Here is a 19,595-nt window from a genome sequence, read left to right on the forward strand (position 1 = left end):
CCGTAAGTATCACTTGTCACACGGGAGTTGTTCGCTCTCAAGAGCGACGATCACCTGTTCCGGGGAACATCTGATCCCCTGTTCGGATCACCCCCAGCTCGGCCAAGTCCTGTGGCCGCAAAAGGAGTTCATCGGCGGTCGCCGGCACCTGCGCAGCCGGCCGCTTGAGGATCGCGGCGGCCGACTCCGGCGCGATGACGGAGAAGTAGCTGTCCGGCGTCGCCCAGGTCCGGCCGGGCGCGGCCAGCGCGAGCGCGCCCCCGGAACCGCCCTCCCCGACGACCAGCGTGGTCACCGGGATCCGGGCCGTGGCGACCGTACCGAAAAGCTCCGCGATCGCCGGCCCCACACCCTGCCGCTCCGCCTCGGCGTCGTTGGCCGCGCCCGGGGTGTCCACCAGCGTCAGCACCGGGATACCGAGCCGGTCCGCGAGCCGGATCAGCCGGGTCGCCGTGCGGTAGCCGGCCGGGCGGGTGGCGGTCCCGGTCTGCGCGGCGAAGGCGACCGTACGGCCGTCGCGGCGGGCGGTGCCGAAGCCGCACAGCACCCCGTCCGGGTCGGCGCCCCCGCAGCGGTCGCCCACGACAGCGGTGCGCCGGCTGAAGTACGCGTCCAGGTAGGCCCGTGCGCGCGGCCGCTCGGGCGAGCGGGCGCGCCGTACCGCCTCCCAGCCCGTGGCGGGCGGGTCCCCGCTCCCGCCGAGCGGCTCCGGCACCTCGGCCGGCTCCCCTGACCCACCTGTCAGCAGCCGCAGCCACAGCCCCAGCGTCTCCGGCAGCTCGGCGGGCCGTACGACCGCGTCCGCCGACCCCGCCGCGACCTGCGCCTCGGCGGTGTAGGCGGCCGGATCGGCGTCCGCCGGGCGCACCCGCGAGCCCGCGAAGCCGACCTGGGCGCCGGGCAGGGCCAGCGTGACGTCGGCGCCCGCGCCCAGGGTGGCCCAGCCGCCGCCGGTCGTCGGGTCGCGCACCACGGCGAGCTGCGCCAGCCCCGCCTCCCGGGTGAGCGCCGACTCCCGCGCCACCCGCTGGAGCTGGCTCAGCGCGAGCATGCCCTCCTGCATCCGGCTGCCGCCCGTCGCGACCAGCGACACCACCGGCAGCCGGTGGGCGCGGGCGTGCCGGTGGGCCGACTCCAGCCGGTCGCCGGTGCCCTCGCCGAGCGAGCCGCCGAGGAAGCCGAACTCGAACGCGATCAGCACGGCCCGGGTACCGCCGACGGTCCCCGTCCCGCACACCACGGACTCCGACTCGCCGGTGCGGTCGGCGGCGCGGGCGCGGGCGTCGTCGTAGCCGTGCCAGCCGAGCGGTCCGTCCGGGGCGGACCGCCGCCGCGGGTGGGGGAGTTCGGCGAAGTCGCCGGTGACCAGGGCGAGGGCGGCGCGCGCGGAGAGCCGGTCAGCCATGGGTCAGCGCCCGCTTCATGATCTTGCCCATGTCGTTGCGGGGCAGCGCGTCGAGGTAGCGGACCGCGCGGGGCCTCTTGTGCGGGGCCAGCCGGGCGGCCACGTGCCCGGCCAGCTCCTCGGCGCCGGGCGGGGACTGGGGGTCGGCCGGCACGATCCAGGCGACGATCCGCTCGCCCAGGTCGTCGTCCGGCTCGCCGGTGACGGCGGCCTCGGCCACTCCCGGATGGTCGAGCAGGGCGTTCTCGATCTCCCCGGCGCCGATCTTGTGACCGCCGCTCTTGATCAGGTCGGTGGCCCGGCGGCCCACGATCCGCACGTACCCGTCGGGATCGCGCACCGCCATGTCCCCGGTGCGGAACCAGCCGTCCGCGGTGAACGCGGCGGCCGTGGCGTCCGGGCGGTTCAGATACCCGGTGAACAGGTTCGGCCCCTGCACCTGGATCTCCCCGACCGTCTCCCCGTCGTGGGCGGCCAGGGGCCTGCCGTCGTCGTCGACGAGCCGCAGCCCGACCCCCGGCAGCGGCAGGCCCACGGTGCCCGGACGGGCCTCGCCGTCGGCCCGCACGCTGGTGTTCATCAGCGTCTCGGTCATGCCGTACCGCTCGATGACCCGCCGCCCCGTCACCGCGGCGATCCGCTCGTGGTCGGGCACCGGCAGCGCCGCCGAACCGGACACCAGCAGCCGGGCCCCGGTGAGCCCCTCGACCAGCTCGGGGTCGTCGGACAGCGCCAGCGCGATCCGGTGGTACATCGTCGGCACGCCGAACAGCATGGTCGCCCCGCCGGTAAGCTCCCGCGCCACGCCCCCGGTGGTGAACCGCCCCAGGTGCCGCACCGACCCGCCGCGCCGCAGCGGGCCCAGGATCCCGAGCACCAGCCCGTGCACGTGGAACAGCGGCAGCCCGTGCACCAGCACGTCGGCGTCCGTCCACCGCCAGGCGTCGGCGAGCGCGTCCAGGGTGTGGGCGACCGCCCGGCGCGGGATGACCGCGCCCTTGGGGGGCCCGGTGGTGCCCGAGGTGTAGACGACGAGTGCGGGGTCGTCGTCGCCCGCCGTGCCGGGCCCGGGTGCCGGGCCGCGTCCGTCCACCGCCACGTCGATCCGCGGTACGCCGGTGAGCGCGTCCGGCAGCCGTTCCCCGGGCGCCGCGAGGACCGCCCCGGGGGCGCTGTCGGCGAGGATGTGTCCCAGCTCCCGCTCGCCCGACCGCGGATTGAGCGGCACGGCGGCGGCCCCGGCGAGGAGCACACCCACCACCGCGACGGCGGTCTCCGGCGACGGAGTCGCCCACACGGCCACCCGTCCGGCCCCGCGCACCTGCTGCCCGACGGCTCCGGCCGCCGCCGCCAGTTCCGCGTACGTCAAGGACCGCTCACCGAACCGCAGGGCGACGCGGTCGCCGGGTCGGTCGGTCAGGGCCGGGAAGAGAGAGGACACGCCGGACACTCCTTGGGGCGGGACGACGACGGACACCACCCTTCCTACCCCGGCCACCGGGCCGGTGCGGCGGCCGGGGCCCTTCCGACCGGTCTACGCGGGAAGGGCCTTAACCTGCCGGGAGTCTGCCCACACCTTCGAGGAGGCCCCCGTCGTGCCCCGGATAGCGCTCGTCACCTATGACCCCGGGCCGCGGCCCCACCGCGACACCGACCTGCCGCTGCTGACGCGGGAACTCACGGCGGCCGGGGCCGCGGTGGACACCGTGGCCTGGGACGACGCCGGTACCGACTGGGCCGCCTACGACCTCGCCGTGCTCCGGTCCACCTGGGACTACAGCTGGCGGGCGGCCGAGTTCGGGCGGTGGCTGGAGCGGGCCGGGAAGCTCACCCGGCTCGCCAACCCGGTCGGGGCGGTGCGCTGGAACGCCGACAAGCGCTACCTCGGGGAGCTGGCCGACGCCGGCGTGCCGACCGTGCCCACCCGCTACCTCGCGCCCGGCGACCCCGCAGACCTCCCCGCCGACCACGAGTTCGTGATCAAGCCGACGTCGGGTGCCGGAGCCCGGTTCGCCGCCCGGTACCCGCCCGAGCGGCACGACAGCGCCGTCCGGCACCTGGCGCGCCTGCACGCCGAGGGGTTCACGGCGATGGTGCAGCCCTACGTCCGGGACATCGACGTCAGCGGTGAGCGGGCGCTGCAGTTCTTCGGCGGGAGCCTGCTGCACGCCAGCCGCAAGGGCGCCGTCCTCGCGCCGGACACGCCGTACGACGCCGACAAGGTGCCGCACCCCGATCTGCGGGTCTGGCAGCCGACCCCGGCCGAACTCGCCGTTGCCGAGAGGGCGCTGGCGGCCGTGCCCGGTGGCCCGGAGCTGCTGTACGCACGCGTCGACCTGGTCGACGGCCCGGACGGGCAGCCCCGGCTGATGGAACTGGAACTGATCGAGCCCAACCTGTTCCTCGGGCTGCACCCGGGGTCGGTGCCGGCGGTCGTCGCGGCGATCCTCGCCGCGGCCGAGGCTACGGCGGGCCCGCGGCGCCGCTGACCGCCGTGCGCTGCAGCAGCCCCCAGGTGAACTCGGCGACCACCTCCCGCGGCACACCGTCCGCGTCCGGCGCGGCGAACGCCAGCCCCCACCGGGTGGGGGCGGTGCCCTCCAGGGGGCGGGCCGGTGCGAAGGCGCGGGCGGCCTCGTCGACCGTGCACGACCAGGGGGTCAGGTCGGCGAGGGTGCGCAGCACGGGGCCGGGTGCGCCCGGGGCGCGGACCAGCCACTCGTTCCAGACGGCTCCGCCGGGCCCGCGGAGCACCTCGAACCGCAGGTCCGGCCAGAGCGGCACGGGCCACTGCCAGGCCTCGCAGTCGAGGTCGCCGATCCGGCGGGGCGCCGTGGACTCGGGGGCGCCGAGCACGGAGCGGTAGCGGGAGGCGGCGGCGCGGGCGCGCGGGGAGCGGACCATGGCCTGCCACCGCTTGTTGGCGTCCCGCATCTCGGCGATCGACACCCCCAGGCGGCGGCGGGCGTCCGCCACCAGCTCCGGGTTGTGGTCGGCCATGCGGCGCAGCAGGACGAGCTGGAAGTCGGCCTCGGTGAACACACCGCCGAGCCTACGGTTCCCCGGCCATTGCCCGCTCCGACGCTCTATGACTAGCCTGTGTTCGTCATTCCGATCGCCAGTTGAGATTTCGAACGATCTCTGACCTGCACGCGATCTGCGACCGATACGCGATCTTCAAGGGAGGGGGCCGGCCGTGGGACGCCTCGTACCTGCCGTTACCCGGGCTCTGGACATCCTGGAGCTGTTCCTCGACGGGGACGGGACGCTCTCCGCCCCCGACATAGTGCGTCGGCTCCAGCTGCCCCGCACCACCGTGCACGAACTGGTCACCACGCTCGCCGCCCGGTCCTACCTGGTGCCCGTCCCCGGCCAGCCGGGGCGCTACCGGCTCGGTGTCCGTCCCTACCAGCTGGGCAGTCGCTACGCCGAACAGCTGGACCTCGCCGCCGAGGGCCAGCAGGTCGCCCGGTCCGTCGCCGAGACCTGCGACGAGACGGTCCACGTGGCCATCCTCGAAGGCACCGACGTCATCTACATCGCCAAGGTCGACTCCACGCACGCGGTGCGCATGGTGTCGGCGGCGGGCCGTCGCCTGCCCGCGCACTGCACGTCCGTCGGCAAGATGCTGCTGGCCTCCCTTCCCGAGGCGGAACTCGCGGCACGCATCCCGGACGGCGCCGAGCTGGTCGCCATGACCCCCAACAGCATCACCGACGTCGGCGCGCTGCGCGAGACCCTTGCCGAGATCCGCAGGCGCGGGCTCGCGGTGGAGAACCGCGAGTCCAACCCGGACGTCAGCTGTGTGGCCGCGCCGGTGCGCGACCGCACCGGTCAGGTGGTCGCCGCGCTGTCCATCTCGGTGCCGATGATCCGCTGGAGCGAGGAACGGCGCGGCGAGCTGGAGCAGCTGGCCGCCAAGGGCGCCGCCGAGCTGTCCGAGCACCTCGGCCACCGGAGCCCGGTGTGAGCGGGCCGGTGTACGAGGTCGCGGTACGCGCCGAGGCGGAGCTGGGGGAGGGGCCGACCTGGGACCCGGTCCGCGGGCGCCTGCTGTGGCTGGACATCCTGGGCGCGCGCGTCCACACGTACGACCCCGTGACGGGGCGGCGCACCGTCCGCACGACGGACCAGCACGTCGGCGCCGTCAAGCCCGGCGCGGACGGCGGCCTGGTCCTCAACCTGCGCGACGGAGTGGCGCTGCTCGGCCCCGACGACTCCCTGCGCTGGCTGCACCACGAGCCGGTGCCCGGCCGTCGCGCCAACGACGCGGCGGTCGCCCCGGACGGTGCGCTGTGGGCCGGCACCATGCGGTACGACGAGGCGCCGGGCGGGGGGACGCTGTCCCGGCTCACCGCCGACGGCACCGTCGAGACGGTCCTCGACGACGTCGCCGTCAGCAACGGCATCGGCTGGAGCCCCGACGGCCGCCTCATGTACTACATCGACTCCCCGACCCGCCGGGTGGACGTCTTCGACCACGACGGGGGCCGCGTGGCGAACCGCCGGCCCTTCGTGGAGGTCGAGACGGGCGAGGGCTTCCCCGACGGACTCACGGTCGACGCGGACGGCTGCGTGTGGGTGGCGCTGTGGGACGGCGGGGCGGTACGCCGCTACACGCCGGGCGGCGCGCTGGACCGGGTGATCGAGCTGCCCACCCCGCGCGTGACCGCCTGCGCCTTCGGCGGTCCCGGCCTCACGGACCTGTACGTGACCACGGCCCGGGTGGGCCTGGACGCCCCGCACCCCGTGGCCGGGTCGCTGCTGGTGGTCCCGGGTGCGGGGCGGGGCGTCGCCCAGCCGGCCTTCGGCTGACCGGGCGTACGGATGCGGCCGCCGGTGTGGGTGAGCGGTCGAGGGTGACCGGTCGCGGGACTCCCGCACCCCGGGCGGGTTCCGCCGGCCCGCGGGCGGTCGGGCCGGGGGCGGTCGGGCCGCGGGCGGGTCACGCTATTGGAGTCCCGCCCGCTTCAGCTCCTCCGCCGTCAGCGGCGGTTCGGTGAGTGGGGGCTTCAGGGGGCCGACGGCCGCGGCCAGCAGCATGCCCGGGGCCGCCAGGGTCGGTGCCGGCCGTTCCAGGGACGTCACGTCCGTCACCCGGCGGGCGATACGGCCGTTGCCGGTCGCCGTGTACAGCAGGCGCCCCACGTAGGCGGCGAGTGCCCGTTCCCGGAGGGTGGGGCCGTTCTCCGTGGCGCCGGGGTAGAACACGTCCATGCCGATGGCGAGGTCCCAGGCGGCGGAGGCCGGCCGGGCCACCGCCTTCTGGACGCGCCGGGCCAGGCCGGGTGACCCCAGCCCGTGGCGCCGCACCACCTCGCGCAGTGCCAGCGCGCCCTGCGCGGCGACCGACATCCCGTGCCCGTAGACCGGGTTGAGGGCGCACGCCGCGTCCCCGACCACGGCGAAGTTCTCCGGCCAGGTCCGCATCCGCTCGTAGAACAGCCGCCGGTTGGCGGTCGTCCGGGTGAACGCCACCTCGGTCAGCGGCTCGGCCCGCCCGATCAGGTCGGCGATCACGGGATGGCGCAGCTCCGCACGGGCGAACCGCGCGAAGTCCCCGGTGTCGGCGCTGGGTTCGCCGCCCCGGGTCCCGAACAGCGTGACCAGCCACCGCCCGTCCTCCACCGGCAGCAGCACCCCGCCGCGCCCCGGCTCACCGGTCCTCGGGTCGGGCTGGACGTTGACCACGGGGAACGCCTCGCGCGCCGCCTCCGGCGCCCGGAACAGCCGGCTCGCGTAGGCGATGCCGGAGTCCACCTCGCGGCGGCGCGGTTCGGGCAGCCCCAGCCCGGTCAGCCACCGCGCGGCGCGTGAGCCGCGTCCGGTGGCGTCGACGACGAGGTCGGCGTCCAGCACCCGCTCCCGGCCGCCGGCGCCGTCCCCGCCCGCCGGCCCGATCCGCACGCCGGTCACCGCAGCGGCCGTACCCGTGAGCGCGCGTGCCTCCGTGCGCTCCAGGACCTCGACGCGGCCGTCGGCGAGCACGGCGGCCCGGACCGTCGCGTCGAGCAGATCGCGGCCGGCCAGCAGCACGTGGTGGGACTCGGCCCACCGCCGGTACCAGCCGTAAGGCGACAGCGCGACCATGTCGGTGGTGACGGCCAGGCGCCGCACCCCGGCCTCGCGCAGCCGGTCGGTGATCCCCGGCACCAGCTCGGCGAGGGCCAGTGCCCCGCCGGACCACAGCTGGTGGGCGTGGCGGGCCTGGGGCAGTCCCCGGCGCGGCTCGGCCCCGTCGGGCAGCGTGTCGCGCTCCACCACGGTCACCCGGCCGACGACGTCCGCGAGGGCGCGGGCGACGAGCAGGCCGGCGAGGGAACCGCCGAGGACGACGGCGGTGGTGGGGCGGCCGGTCGCGGACCGCCCGTGCATGGGACTCTCGGACGTCAGACGCTCGGACGTCAGACGCCCGGGAGCGGGATTTTCGGGCGTGGGACGCTCGGGGTTGGCACTTTCGGCCGTGGCACTTTCGGCTGTGGAACGCTCGGGCGTGGGACTCTCGGACGTGGGACTCATGAACGCCAAACGCTGCTCTCTGCTGCCGGGGCCTGCTCATCAGGCGCTGCTGGGGCGGCTGCGTGGGCGCGGACGGCAGCCAGGTCGTCGGGGGCGCGCAGAGCCCGGGAGACCGCCCCGATCTCCTGGAGCAGATCCGTGGTGTCGGGCCGGACGGACCCCCCGCCGTCCGGTGTGCGGATCTTGCGGGCGGCGGCGTCCTGGACGGCCACGGCGGCGGCCAGCGCCTTCGCCCGGGGCTCCGGGAAGCCGAGCCGCAGGGCGGCGGCGTAGGCGCGCCGCAGCTGGTCCTCGTCGATGTGCCGGGCCAGCGCCAGCAGCACGTCCCGGATGTAGGTCTCACGGCGGATCAGCCGCAGTTCGGGCGTGGCGCGCAGGGCGAACGGGATGCCCGTGCCGTTGACCGTCCGCGTCAGCACGTACAGCGGGCGCAGCGCGCGGTGGGCCGCCCGCACCCGCCACCGGTCGTGCAGGAACTGGCCGGCGTGCGGCAGGATGAAGCCGGCCGCGACGAGGATCGCGGACAGGCAGGCGGCGAGCGGGGCCAGGTCGGTGCTCAGCCAGTCGAGGTCGCGCCCGGCCCACCGGGCCGCCACGGCGGTCAGCTTGAGCCCGTCGAAGACCAGGTTGAGGCCGTAGCCGATGACCAGGAAGACCAGCCCGGAGCGCAGCCAGGCGTCGAGCCCGTCGGTGCGCACCCAGTTCCAGATCAGCCGCGAGGTGATGAGGACGGCCACGCAGTGGGCGAGGAGGTAGAGCAGGATCTCCTCGCGCATGAACGGGGTGGTCGCGTAGTAGGTGTCGAGGTCCCGCAGCCGTTCCTCGGGCGCGTCCGCGAGGAAGAACAGCACCCACAGCGCGACGATCACCGCCGAGTAGCTGCTGATCACCCAGCGCATCGCGCGGCGGGTGTCGGGGGAGCGCTCGGACAGGCCGTTGCGCCAGGCGATGATGAGCAGCAGACAGGACCCGCAGAACGCCGTGAGCAGCGAATAGCACCAGGGCGCCGAGATGTTGGGCACGCCGGTGACCCGGTTGGTCCAGGCGATGGTCGTGGGCGCCACGAACACGAAGACCGCGCAGGCCAGCAGCAGCAGTCCGCCCACGGCGCGCAGCAGCGGGTCCCGCCACAGGCGGATGATGGTCGGCAGCTTGATGGCGAGCGCCACGCACAGCACGGCGGTCGGGATCCAGAAGGAGATGGCGAACCGGCCGAGCGGTGCGGCGGCGCCGGCGGACGCCAGCGCCGACGGGAGGAGGGTGTGGGTCACCGGGCCGCGCCCCCGCGCCCGCGGTAGCCCAGCGACCGCTGGACCCGGTGCGCGGCGTCCGGCCCGGCGTCGCCCGGCCCGCGCGGATACGTCCGTACGGAGGCCGCCAGCAGGTGTCCGAAGGTGTCGGCCTCGGCCTCGTCGGCCGCCCGGGAGCCGTTGCGGGCGGCCACCGTGAGGGCGACGTCCGGCCAGCCGGGCCGGGTGGCCAGCGCGTCGGCGGCGGCCGCGTGGTGGTGGCGGTGCCCGGCGTGCAGGTGCCACAGCTCATGGCCGAGGATGACCAGGCGCTGCACCTCTTCCGCCCGCTCCTCGACGATCACCAGGTCGAAGTCCTGGAACTCCACCCACAGCCCCGTCACGTCGAGTTCGTCGGGGAAGCGCTCGAAGCGCAGCTCTACGGGCCGCCCGCCGCGCAGGGCGCCCATCGCCGCGCACAGCGCCCGGCACAGCTCACCCATGTCGCCCGGCGGCCGGGGCAGGTCCCGCAGCCCGGCGGTGAGTTCGCGGGTCAGCGCGCGCATGGCCGGGCCGGTACGGGCCCGCCGCAGTGCGCCCGCGATGTCCATCAAGTCCCCCTTCTCGCCGTCCGGCGCCGGCCTGTTCGAGGTTACGCGGCAAGCCGGGGCCGCGTCACGGGTGTGTGAAAACCCGACGACCGTGGAGGCCGTGGTGGGAAGCGCTGCCGGAAGTCCTGCGGTGAGCATTGACGTCCGGCCGGATCGAATCTACGGTCCCGTTCGAAGTTACGGGCGAGATCCGATATCTCGAACCAACGTGCGTGACCCTTCGTCGCAGACCCACCACCCGGAAGGACACCATGCGAACCGCCCGCTTCACCCTCGACCCCGCCTTCAAGGTCGGCGAGGTCGACCCCCGCCTCTTCGGCTCCTTCGTCGAGCACCTCGGCCGCTGCGTCTACACCGGCATCTACGAGCCGGACCACCCGGCCGCCGACGACAACGGCCTGCGCACCGACGTCCTCGACCTGGTCCGGGAACTCGGCGTGACCGCGATCCGCTACCCGGGCGGCAACTTCGTCTCCGGCTACAAGTGGGAGGACTCCGTCGGCCCCGCCGAGGCCCGCCCCCGCCGGCTGGACCTCGCCTGGCACTCCACGGAGACCAACCGGTTCGGCCTGTCGGAGTTCATGGACTTCCTGCGCAAGGCCGGCCCGCAGGCCGAGCCGATGATGGCCGTCAACCTCGGTACGCGGGGCGTCGCCGAGGCCCTGGAGCTCCTGGAGTACGCCAACCACCCGGCCGGCACGGCCCTGTCCGACCTGCGCGTCACGCACGGCGACAAGGATCCCTTCGGGATCCGGCTGTGGTGCCTCGGCAACGAGATGGACGGCCCGTGGCAGACCGGGCACAAGACGGCCGAGGAATACGGCCGGCTGGCCGCCGAGACCGCCCGCGCGATGCGCCAGATCGACCCGCGCGTCGAGCTCGTCGCCTGCGGCAGCTCCGGCCAGTCCATGCCCACCTTCGCCGCGTGGGAGGCGACGGTCCTGCAGGAGACGTACGACCTCGTCGACCACATCTCCCTGCACGCCTACTACGAGCCGCACGACGGCGACGTCGACTCCTTCCTCGCCTCGGCCGTCGACATGGAGTCCTTCATCGAGAACGTCGTGGCGACCTGCGACCACGTCGGCGCCCGCCTGAAGTCCAAGAAGCGGATCAACCTCTCCTTCGACGAGTGGAACGTCTGGTACCAGTCGCGGTGGGAGGACCACGCCGAGGCCCACGACCCCGACGACTGGCCGGAGGCCCCCCGCCTCCTGGAGGACAACTACAGCGTCACGGACGCGGTGGTCTTCGGCTCCCTGCTCATCGCCCTGCTCCGGCACGCCGACCGCGTGACGGTCGCCTGCCTCGCCCAGCTGGTCAACGTCATCGCGCCCATCATGACCGAGCCGGGCGGCCCGGCCTGGCGTCAGACCACCTTCTTCCCCTTCGCGCAGGCGTCGAGGCACGGCCGGGGCGAGGTGCTCGACGTCCGCGTCGACTCACCGACGTACCGGACGGCGAAGTACGGCGAGACGGACCTGCTGCACGCCACGGCGGTCCGCGCCGAGGACGGCACGGTCACCGTGTTCGCGGTCAACCGCGGCCGCGGCGAACCGCTCCCGCTGGAAGTGGTGCTCGGCGATCCGCGCCTCACCCGGGTCGTCGAGCACACCGCCCTCGCCGACGCCGACCCGGACGCCCGCAACACCCTCGCCGACCCGGAGCGCGTCACCCCGCACCCGGTCCCCGGCACCACCCTGACGGACGGCACCCTCAAGGCGACGCTGGAGCCGCTGTCCTGGAACGTGATCCGGCTGGGGCAGATGCTGTGAAACACACGGTGTGAATGGCTGGAGTTGCCCCTGACCCCCACCGGCCGGGGCTCTCTACGATGCCCAACGCTCCCTGCCTTCACAGGATCCCCACGGATCCCGGTGGATCTCCACGGGTCCCGTGCGGCCGGGAGCGCAACCAGCCACCCCCCACTCACACCCTGGGAGAGCCCATGACCGGTGGACTCCTGCTGAGCGGCACCCTCGCCGCTCTGCTCACCACGGCGGTGACCTCCGCGCCCGCCTCCTCACCCGTGTTCGACGACCCGCCCCCGGACCGCATCGTCATCGACATCGCCACGGTGAACGGCTCCGGCTGTCCCGCCGGGACGGCCGCCGTCGCCGTCTCCGAGGACAACACGGCGTTCACGGTCACCTACAGCGACTACCTCGCCCAGGCGGGCGGCAACTCCTCCCCGACCGCCTTCCGCCGGAACTGCCAGCTCAACCTGGTCGTCCACGTCCCGCAGGGCTTCACCTACGCCATCGCCAGCGCCGACTACCGCGGCTTCGCCGCGCTCCAGCAGGGCGCCAGCGGAACCCAGCGGGCCTCGTACTACTTCCAGGGCTCGTCCCAGACGGCGTTCCGCAGCCACGTCTTCAACGGCCCCTACAACGACAACTGGCAGGCCACCGACACCACCGACTGGGCCCAGCTCGTCTGGGCCCCCTGCGGAGTGCTGCGCAACTTCAACATCAACACAGAGCTGCGGGTCAACGCGGGCACGACCGCCGCGGACAAGGTCAGCTTCATGACCATGGACTCCACGGACGGCGACATCAGCACCGTCTACCACATGGCCTGGAAGGAGTGCCCGGGCAAGACGGGCTGACACCGGCCCCGGCGAGCCGAGCGGACCCGCTCGGCTCGCCCTCAGCGGCCTTCGTGGCGCCCACGGCAGGGGATCCGGCTCCCGGGCTCCCGAGCCGACGGTCAGTCGGGAACGGAACCGGACACCGCCGCCCGCAGGATCACGTACAGCCGCTTCCCGCGCGGCCGGAACCCGACCCGTTCGTAGACCCGGCGCGAGCCCTCGCCCGAGTACTCCAGCCAGACCGAGCGGTTGCCCCGGTCGAACATGGTCCGGGCGAGCGTCGCCGTGACCGCGGCGGCCGTGCCGCGGCCCCGGAACGCGGGGCGCGTGCCCACCCCGGCCAGTTCGGACGTGCCGACGGCCGGCGCCGAGCACATCGCCGCGCCCGCGCAGCCGCCGCCGGGGGAGCGGACGTAGCGGACCGCCCCGCCGCCCTGCTCGGTGCGGCGCAACCGGGCCGCGCCCTCCGCGGAGGCGGGGAACTCGCCGCCGAACGCCTCGGCGAGGGCGGCGTCGATCGCCAGGTAGTCGGCGTCGCTGCGCGGGGCGATCACCTCCGGGCCGTCGTCGGGCGCGGTCAGCGTGTCCGGGGTGCAGATCAGGTACTCGTGCACGGCCTCGGTCGTGAACCCGGCCCGGCGCAGGGCGGGTTCGACACACGGGGCGGCGTTCGGGGCGAACTCCAGCCGGGGGGTGAGGCCGCGCTCGCGGAACGCCCCGATCAGCGCGGTGACGTCCCGGTCGGTGGGGTCGGCGCCGGGCAGCGGCGAGGCGTAGTTGATGTGGGGGCTGGTGGTCGCGGGGTCGAACCCCACGACGAAACCGCCGACTTCGGCCACCTCGGGGCGGCGGCGCAGGTTGGCGACGGCGAAGGTCTGGACGTCGATGTCCACGGTGGTGATGTCCTCACGTGACGCGAAAGGAAGGATGCGCGAGCGATCGAGTGATGCGGCCGCCGTGAGGAGGCGGAACAGAGCCAGGGCACCTCAGCGCCGACGGCGGCCGCTGCGGGACGCCGGGACCATCGGCTTCAGTCCTTCGGGGAGGTAGGGGCGCCGGGCGGCGCCTTCCGGGAGATCGAGGTCGCTGGACTCTCCCACACCGCCCGCCGTGCGCACAACGGCATTTCGGGGGTCCGGGGACCACCGGAGTTTCGAGAGTTTCGAAAGAAGGCGGGTGTTGGGCAGGGCGCGGTCCCACGGGCCGGTCCGCCCGCCCGCTCCCGCCGCCGGGAACTCCTTCCGGGCGGCGACGAGGCGGTCTGAGCGAGGCGGTCCGGGGACGGCGATCCGGGGACGGCGGGCAGGACGGCGTACCCGCCGTCCTCGGCCCTCGCTCAGGCGCCCGCCGCGTTCGGCCAGCTGCCCGCGTTGGGCCAGCCGGTCGCCGGGGCCGGAGTCAGCCCGTCGGTGCCGCGCACCTGCGCGGCGGTGAGCCCGCCCCGGGCCGGCACGCCCGGCGGGGTGGGCCCGGACAGCGGCACCTGGGCGGCGGTCATGGCCGGTACGGGGGTCATCTGCGCGGCCGGGGCCAGACCGGCCGCCGGGGAGGCCCCCGGCGCCATGGCGGCCGCCGGGGCGGCGAGCGGGGCGGGAGCAGGGGCCGGCGCCGGGGGCGGGAACGTCTGTGCCGCCGCCGGCATGGGCACCCCGGCACCGATGGACGGGGGCGAGGCGGGCGCCGGGGCCGGAGGCGGGGCCGCGGCGGCCGGGACGGGAGCTGGAATCGGGGCAGGAGCAGGAGCAGGAGCAGGAGCAGGAGCAGGAGCAGGAGCCGGGGACGGGGCAGGGGTGGGCGTGGGGTAGGGGGAGGCTCCGGCCGGTGCGGGCGCCGCCGCGGCCGCCGGCAGGGGCAGGCCGGGGCCGGAACCCGGGGCCGTGGCGCCGGCGTCCGGCGCGGCGAGGCCGCGCAGGCCCGCGCCGTTCGTGGCGCCGACCAGGCGGTCCACCGCCGCCGTGCCCGAGCTGTAGCTGGTCCCGGTGCCCAGCTCGGGCACGGCGGCTCCCCTCCTGGTCTCGTAGAGCACCTGCTCCAGGCCGGACACCAGGCGACGCACGTCCACCTGGGGGCGCACCACGAGCCGCAGGAAGCGACTGGACGAACCGATCTTGTTGCCGCACTCGCGGACCAGGATCCGGTGCTCGGTGAGCAGCCGGTCCCGCACCACGGTGCCCTCGGCGCCGACGGGCAGGCGCACGAAGAGGAAGTTGCCCTGGGAGGGGTAGACCGTCAGACCGGGCAGTGCCGACAGCTGGGCGGTCATGTCCAGCCGGTCGCGGCGGATCTGCTGGAGGCTCTGCGCGTACTCGGGTCCGTGCTCGCGCAGCATGAACACCACGTGCTCGGCGAAGGAGTTCAGGTTCCACTTCGGCAGCATCGAGCGGATCCGCCCGGCGAGGGCCGGATTGGCGACGAGGTAGCCGAAGCGCACGCCGTGCAGCCCGAAGTTCTTGCCGAGGCTGCGCAGCACGATCACGTTGGGCCGGATCATCGCCTCCTGGACGACGCTGGGCTCGGCCTCCGCGTCGGCGAACTCCAGGAACGACTCGTCGACGACCACCAGGTCCAGGTCGGTCATCGCGTCCATGAACTGCACGACCGACCGCTTGGGCAGGAAGCCGCCGTCGGGGTTGTTCGGGTTGCAGATGACCGCCGCCCGGGTCCCCCGGCTGCGGATGAACTCGGCGTACTGGGCGAGGTCCAGGGCGAAGCCGCTGGACTCCTGCAAGGGGAACATGTCGACCCGCTTGCCGGTCTCCATCGGCTGGTCCGTCCACCGGCCGAACGTCGGCACGGGGACGGCGACGGACTCCCGGACCAGCAGATGGTCGATCCAGGTGATCAGTTCGGTGGACCCGTTGCCCATCGCCACGGCCTGCGGCGGCAGCTGAAGGAGGTTGCACAGCTCGGCCGTGATGGTGTCGGCGCCGCTCGGGTAGTACGTGACGATGTCGCGCAGGCGGGCCGCCATGGCGTCCCACATCTGCGGGGTGGGGAAGTAGGGGTTGACCGGGATGCAGAAGTCGATCGGGCCGGAGCCGTCGCCCGCCGCCCGCGTCAGCGCCGCCATGGACGGGCTGTGCGCCGCGGTGCCGCGGAACAGCGAGGTGACGTTGTCGGCCATGGAACCTCCGGTTCTGGGTGGCCCGCGCGGGGGAGCGCGGGCCACCGGTCTATACGGAGGCCGGTGTGACGCCGTTCAACTCACCGGTCGACTCATATGACGAATCGCTGACTTCTGGCTCAGCGGCTGAACGAATGGACCGTCGTCGAGCGGTAGGTCTGCCCAGGCCGCAGCACGGTGGTCGGGAAGTGCGGCTGGTTCGGCGAGTCCGGGAAGTGCTGGGTCTCCAGGCACAGCGCGTCGCCCTGCCGGTAGATCCGACCGCCGGAGCCGACCAGCGTGCCGTCGAGGAAGTTGCCCGAGTAGAACTGCAGGCCCGGCTCGGTGGTGGCGATGCGCAGGGTGCGGCCGGAGGACGGGTCGCGGAGGGTGGCGACCCACTCCGGGCGCGGCGAGAGGCCCTTGTCGAGGACCCAGTTGTGGTCGATGCCCTTGCCGTACAGCAGCTGCTGGTGGGCCTCGCGCAGGTCCTCGCCGATGCGCTTGGCGCGGCGGAAGTCGAACGGGGTGCCCGCGACCGGCGCCAGTTCGCCGGTGGGGATCAGGCCCGAGTCGACCGGCGTGTAGCGGGAGCCGGCGATCTTCAGCTGGTGGTCCTCGACGGTGCCGCTGCCCTCGCCGGCCAGGTTCCAGTAGACGTGGTTGGTGAGGTTGACGACGGTGGCCTTGTCGGTGGTGGCCTCGTAGTCGATCCGCCAGTCGCCGTGCCGGGTGAGGGTGTACGTCACCTTCGTCCTCAGCGTGCCCGGGTAGCCCATCTCGCCGTCGACCGAGGTGTAGTGCAGGTGCAGGCCGACGTCGGAGCCCTTGGTGAACGGCTCGACGTCCCACACCCGCTTGTCGAAGCCCTTGGCGCCGCCGTGCAGGCTGTTGTCGCCGTCGTTGACGGACAGCTGGTACGCGGTGCCGTCGAGGGTGAACCGGCCCTTGCCGATCCGGTTGCCGTAGCGGCCGATCAGCGCGCCGAAGTACGGGCTGGAGGCGACGTAGTCCTCGATGGTGTCGAAGCCGAGGGAGACGTTGGCGTGGCAGCCGCGCCGGTCCGGGATCTCCAGGGACTGCACGATGCCGCCGTAGGACAGCACCCGCATCCGGGTGCCGCCGTTGGCCAGCGACCAGCTGTACACCTTGGTGCCGTCGGCGAGGGTGCCGAAGAGGGTCTTCACCGGGGTCCGGCCGCCGTGGGCGTGGGCCGTGCCGCCGAGTGTGGTCGCGGCGAGCCCCGCCGCCGCCGCGCCCGCGATGACCGTGCGTCTGTTCAGTTCCATGTAGCGGCTCCTGAGGAGGAAGGGCCCCGCCGTCTCCGGCGGGGCCCGAGCTGACTTACGAACCGGACTTGCGCTTGTTCCACACGTCGAAGCCGACCGCCGCCAACAGGGCCAGGCCCTTGATGACCTGCTGCCAGTCGGAGCCGACGCTGAGGAGGTTCATGCCGTTGTTCAGCACACCGAGGACCAGACCGCCGATGATCGCGCCGAGGACGGTGCCGACACCGCCGCTCATGGACGCGCCGCCGATGAACGAGGAGGCGATGGCCTCCAGTTCGTAGTTCAGGCCGGCCTTCGGGGAGGCCGCGTTCAGCCGGGCGGCGATCGCCAGACCGGCCAGGGCCGCGAGCGCGCCCATGTTCATGAAGACGAGGAAGGTGACCTTCTTGTCCTTCACACCGGACAGCTTGGCCGCCGGCAGGTTGCCGCCGATGGCGTAGATGTGGCGGCCGAAGACGGAGTTGCGCATGACGTAGCCGTAGCCGACCACCAGCACGCCGAGGATCAGCAGCAGGATCGGGGCGCCCTTGTAGCTGGCGAGCAGCAGGGTGATCGTCAGGACCGAGGCGATGATGATCGTCAGCTTGAGCAGGAAGAGGTTGAGCGGGGTGACGTCCAGCGTGAACTCCTGCTGGCGCCGGCGGTCCCGGACCTCCTGCAGCACCACGAAGACGATCACGGCGAGGCCGAGCAGCAGGGTGATGTTGTGGTAGTTCGTGTTCGGGCCGGCCTCGGGCAGGAAGCCGTTGCCGATCTTCTGCAGGCCGCCGGGGAACGGGCCGAGGGTCTGGCCCTCCAGCAGGATCTCCGTGAAGCCGCGGAAGATCAGCATGCCCGCGAGGGTGACGATGAAGGACGGTATGCCGAGATAGGCGACGAAGAAGCCCTGGGTGGCGCCCGCCACCGCGCCCATGGCGAGGCAGAGCACGACGGCGACCGGCCAGGGCACGCTGTGCTCGACGGTCAGCACGGCGGCGAACGCGCCGATGAACGCGGTGACCGAACCCACCGACAGGTCGATGTGACCCGCGATGATCACCAGCATCATGCCGATCGCGAGGATCAGCACATAGCCGTTCTGCAGGACCAGGTTGGAGACGTTGCGCGGCAGCAGCAGCTGGCCGTCGGTCCAGACCGCGAACAGGGCGACGATCAGACCGAGCGCGATCAGCATGCCGTACTGGCGCATGTTGCCGCGCAGGTTGGCCACGACCAGCTGCAGCAGGCCGGTGCCCGCCGGACCGTCGTCCCTGCCCGGCGGGGCCGACGCCGGCATCTTGGTCAGTTCGGTGCTCATCGCGTTACCTCTTTGTCCTTCGTCATCTGGCGCATCAGCACTTCCTGCGTGGCCTCGGCCCGGGGCACCTCGCCCGTCAGCCGCCCGGCGGACATGGTGTAGATGCGGTCGCACATGCCGAGCAGTTCGGGCAGTTCGGAGGAGATGAAGACGACCGCCTTGCCTTGCGCGGCCAGTTGGTCGATGACCGTGTAGATCTCGTACTTGGCGCCGACGTCGATGCCGCGGGTCGGCTCGTCGAGGATCAGCACGTCGGGACCGGCGTGGATCCACTTGCTGAGGACGACCTTCTGCTGGTTGCCGCCGGACAGCTTGCCCACCGGCTCGAAGACGGTCGGCGCCTTGATGTTCATGGACTTGCGGTACTCCTCGGCGACCTGCCGCTCCGCGTGCTCGTCGACGATCCCCCGCCTGGCCACCTTGCCGAGGGCCGTCAGCGAGATGTTGCGGTTGATGGTGTCGATGAGGTTGAGGCCGTAGTGCTTGCGGTCCTCGGTGGCGTAGGCGATGCCGTGCCCGACCGCCTCCGCGACGCTCCGGATGCGGATCTCCCGGCCGTCCTTGAGGACCGTGCCGCCGGCGTACCGGCCGTAGCTGCGGCCGAAGACGCTCATCGCCAGCTCGGTGCGGCCGGCGCCCATGAGCCCGGCGATGCCGACGATCTCGCCGCGCCGCACCTGGAGCGACACGTCGTCGACGACCTTGCGGTGCTGGTCGATCGGGTGGTGCACGGTCCAGTTGCGGATCTCCAGCGCCGGGGCCGCGCCCTCCTCGGGGTGGTGCGGCGTGCGCTCGGGGAAGCGGTGTTCCAGGTCGCGGCCGACCATGCCGCTGATGATCCGGTCCTCGGTCGTCTCCGGCGCCTTGACGTCCAGCGTCTCGATGGTCTGTCCGTCGCGGAGGATCGTCACCGAGTCGGCGACCCGGCGGATCTCGTTGAGCTTGTGGGAGATGATGATCGAGGTGATGCCCTGGGTCTTCAGTTCCAGGATCAGGTCGAGGAGCTTGCCGCTGTCCTCGTCGTTGAGCGCCGCCGTCGGCTCGTCGAGGATGAGCAGCTTCACCTTCTTCGACAGCGCCTTGGCGATCTCCACCAGCTGCTGCTTGCCCACGCCGATGTCGGCGACGCGGGTCTCCGGGTGGTCGTCCAGGCCGACCCGGCGCAGCAGTTCGGTGGCGTGCCGCAGGGTCTCGCGCCAGTTGATGAAGCCGCCCTTGGCGTGCTCGTTGCCGAGGAAGATGTTCTCCGCGAGGGAGAGGTAGGGCGACAGCGCCAGCTCCTGGTGGATGATGACGATGCCGTGCTGCTCGCTCGCCCGGATGTCCCGGAAGCGGACGACCTCCCCCTCGAAGAGGATGTCTCCCTCGTAACTGCCGTGCGGATGGACGCCGGAGAGCACCTTCATCAAGGTGGACTTGCCGGCGCCGTTCTCCCCGCAGATGGCGTGGACCTCGCCCTGCCGGACGGTCAGGGTGACGTCCGACAGCGCTTTGACACCGGGAAAGGTCTTGACGATCGAGCGCATTTCCAGGACGGGTCCCGCCATGGTCG

At 73.3% G+C, this 19,595-nt stretch carries 16 protein-coding genes; 5 read left to right on the forward strand and 11 right to left on the reverse strand.

What is annotated here, in order from left to right; genetic code table 11:
• Window positions 1-37 precede the first annotated feature (37 nt).
• On the reverse strand, window positions 38-1,405 hold the full coding sequence (locus AC3ET3_RS04145; RefSeq protein WP_435611646.1) for a carboxyl transferase domain-containing protein: 1,368 nt from the start codon (window positions 1,403-1,405) through the stop codon (window positions 38-40).
• Window positions 1,398-2,846, reverse strand: coding sequence for an acyl-CoA synthetase (locus tag AC3ET3_RS04150; RefSeq protein ID WP_432139284.1), 1,449 nt, complete (start codon window positions 2,844-2,846; stop codon window positions 1,398-1,400). The genes AC3ET3_RS04145 and AC3ET3_RS04150 overlap by 8 nt, the downstream gene beginning before the upstream one ends.
• 154 nt (window positions 2,847-3,000) lie before the next feature.
• Between AC3ET3_RS04150 and AC3ET3_RS04155 the strand changes: the two genes are divergently transcribed.
• Window positions 3,001-3,894, forward strand: coding sequence for an ATP-grasp domain-containing protein (locus tag AC3ET3_RS04155; RefSeq protein WP_432139283.1), 894 nt, complete (start codon window positions 3,001-3,003; stop codon window positions 3,892-3,894).
• On the opposite strand, the gene AC3ET3_RS04160 is transcribed toward AC3ET3_RS04155, so the two are convergent.
• Window positions 3,869-4,405, reverse strand: a complete 537-nt coding sequence (locus AC3ET3_RS04160; RefSeq protein ID WP_432157984.1) for a hypothetical protein — start codon at window positions 4,403-4,405, stop codon at window positions 3,869-3,871. The two genes, AC3ET3_RS04155 and AC3ET3_RS04160, sit on opposite strands and share 26 nt — an antisense overlap.
• A 196-nt stretch (window positions 4,406-4,601) precedes the next feature.
• On the opposite strand from AC3ET3_RS04160, the gene AC3ET3_RS04165 reads away from it, so the two are divergent.
• Both AC3ET3_RS04165 and AC3ET3_RS04170 read left to right on the forward strand, forming a co-directional pair.
• Window positions 4,602-5,375 carry an IclR family transcriptional regulator gene (locus AC3ET3_RS04165; protein WP_432139282.1) on the forward strand — a complete coding sequence of 258 codons (774 nt, stop codon included), beginning with the start codon at window positions 4,602-4,604 and terminating at the stop codon, window positions 5,373-5,375.
• Window positions 5,372-6,220, forward strand: a complete 849-nt coding sequence (locus AC3ET3_RS04170; RefSeq protein WP_432139281.1) for an SMP-30/gluconolactonase/LRE family protein — start codon at window positions 5,372-5,374, stop codon at window positions 6,218-6,220. Before AC3ET3_RS04165 ends, AC3ET3_RS04170 begins: the two co-directional genes overlap by 4 nt.
• Before the next feature lie 135 nt (window positions 6,221-6,355).
• Here the strand turns inward: AC3ET3_RS04170 and AC3ET3_RS04175 are convergent, their stop codons facing one another.
• The 3 genes from AC3ET3_RS04175 to AC3ET3_RS04185 form a co-directional block, all read right to left on the reverse strand.
• Entirely contained in the window at window positions 6,356-7,780 is a 1,425-nt protein-coding gene (locus AC3ET3_RS04175; RefSeq protein ID WP_432139280.1) for an NAD(P)/FAD-dependent oxidoreductase, read from the reverse strand.
• A gap of 140 nt (window positions 7,781-7,920) precedes the next feature.
• A complete protein-coding gene (locus AC3ET3_RS04180; protein WP_432139279.1) occupies window positions 7,921-9,195 on the reverse strand; it encodes a DUF6545 domain-containing protein in 1,275 nt (424 codons plus the stop codon).
• Window positions 9,192-9,764, reverse strand: a complete 573-nt coding sequence (locus AC3ET3_RS04185) for a toxin-antitoxin system, toxin component family protein (RefSeq protein WP_432139278.1) — start codon at window positions 9,762-9,764, stop codon at window positions 9,192-9,194. The genes AC3ET3_RS04180 and AC3ET3_RS04185 overlap by 4 nt, the downstream gene beginning before the upstream one ends.
• Before the next feature lie 251 nt (window positions 9,765-10,015).
• On the opposite strand from AC3ET3_RS04185, the gene arfA reads away from it, so the two are divergent.
• Window positions 10,016-11,539 (forward strand): arabinosylfuranosidase ArfA, encoded by a 1,524-nt coding sequence (arfA, locus tag AC3ET3_RS04190; protein WP_435611647.1) that lies wholly within the window; start codon window positions 10,016-10,018, stop codon window positions 11,537-11,539.
• A gap of 173 nt (window positions 11,540-11,712) precedes the next feature.
• The gene (locus AC3ET3_RS04195) at window positions 11,713-12,372 is read left to right on the forward strand and encodes a DUF4360 domain-containing protein (RefSeq protein ID WP_432139276.1); all 660 of its coding nucleotides are present in this window, start codon (window positions 11,713-11,715) and stop codon (window positions 12,370-12,372) included.
• Between the two features lie 101 nt (window positions 12,373-12,473).
• Here AC3ET3_RS04195 and AC3ET3_RS04200 read toward each other — a convergent pair whose 3' ends face one another.
• The 5 genes from AC3ET3_RS04200 to mmsA all read right to left on the reverse strand — a co-directional run bounded on the left by AC3ET3_RS04200 (window position 12,474) and on the right by mmsA (window position 19,590).
• Window positions 12,474-13,247 carry a GNAT family N-acetyltransferase gene (locus AC3ET3_RS04200; protein ID WP_432157975.1) on the reverse strand — a complete coding sequence of 258 codons (774 nt, stop codon included), beginning with the start codon at window positions 13,245-13,247 and terminating at the stop codon, window positions 12,474-12,476.
• Between the two features lie 443 nt (window positions 13,248-13,690).
• Window positions 13,691-15,478: a pyridoxal phosphate-dependent aminotransferase gene (locus AC3ET3_RS04205; protein WP_435611648.1), complete on the reverse strand. Its 1,788-nt coding sequence runs from the start codon at window positions 15,476-15,478 to the stop codon at window positions 13,691-13,693.
• 119 nt (window positions 15,479-15,597) lie between these two features.
• Window positions 15,598-16,746: an aldose epimerase family protein gene (locus AC3ET3_RS04210; RefSeq protein WP_432139273.1), complete on the reverse strand. Its 1,149-nt coding sequence runs from the start codon at window positions 16,744-16,746 to the stop codon at window positions 15,598-15,600.
• 55 nt (window positions 16,747-16,801) lie between these two features.
• Window positions 16,802-18,043 carry a multiple monosaccharide ABC transporter permease gene (gene mmsB / locus AC3ET3_RS04215; protein ID WP_432139272.1) on the reverse strand — a complete coding sequence of 414 codons (1,242 nt, stop codon included), beginning with the start codon at window positions 18,041-18,043 and terminating at the stop codon, window positions 16,802-16,804.
• Window positions 18,040-19,590 (reverse strand): multiple monosaccharide ABC transporter ATP-binding protein, encoded by a 1,551-nt coding sequence (gene mmsA, locus AC3ET3_RS04220; protein WP_432139271.1) that lies wholly within the window; start codon window positions 19,588-19,590, stop codon window positions 18,040-18,042. Before mmsA ends, mmsB begins: the two co-directional genes overlap by 4 nt.
• Window positions 19,591-19,595: the final 5 nt, after the last annotated feature.

This window comes from Streptomyces sp. bgisy159 (genome assembly GCF_057707805.1).

Coding starts and splice junctions, on each gene's coding strand:
- AC3ET3_RS04145 (WP_435611646.1), bottom strand. CDS start 1,405: ATGGCTGACCGGCTCTCCGCGCGCGCCGCCCTCGCCCTGGTCACCGGC.
- AC3ET3_RS04160 (WP_432157984.1), bottom strand. CDS start 4,405: ATGGCCGACCACAACCCGGAGCTGGTGGCGGACGCCCGCCGCCGCCTG.
- AC3ET3_RS04175 (WP_432139280.1), bottom strand. CDS start 7,780: ATGCACGGGCGGTCCGCGACCGGCCGCCCCACCACCGCCGTCGTCCTC.
- AC3ET3_RS04185 (WP_432139278.1), bottom strand. CDS start 9,764: ATGGACATCGCGGGCGCACTGCGGCGGGCCCGTACCGGCCCGGCCATG.
- arfA (WP_435611647.1), top strand. CDS start 10,016: ATGCGAACCGCCCGCTTCACCCTCGACCCCGCCTTCAAGGTCGGCGAG.
- AC3ET3_RS04195 (WP_432139276.1), top strand. CDS start 11,713: ATGACCGGTGGACTCCTGCTGAGCGGCACCCTCGCCGCTCTGCTCACC.
- AC3ET3_RS04205 (WP_435611648.1), bottom strand. CDS start 15,478: ATGGCCGACAACGTCACCTCGCTGTTCCGCGGCACCGCGGCGCACAGC.
- AC3ET3_RS04210 (WP_432139273.1), bottom strand. CDS start 16,746: ATGGAACTGAACAGACGCACGGTCATCGCGGGCGCGGCGGCGGCGGGG.
- mmsB (WP_432139272.1), bottom strand. CDS start 18,043: ATGAGCACCGAACTGACCAAGATGCCGGCGTCGGCCCCGCCGGGCAGG.
- mmsA (WP_432139271.1), bottom strand. CDS start 19,590: ATGGCGGGACCCGTCCTGGAAATGCGCTCGATCGTCAAGACCTTTCCC.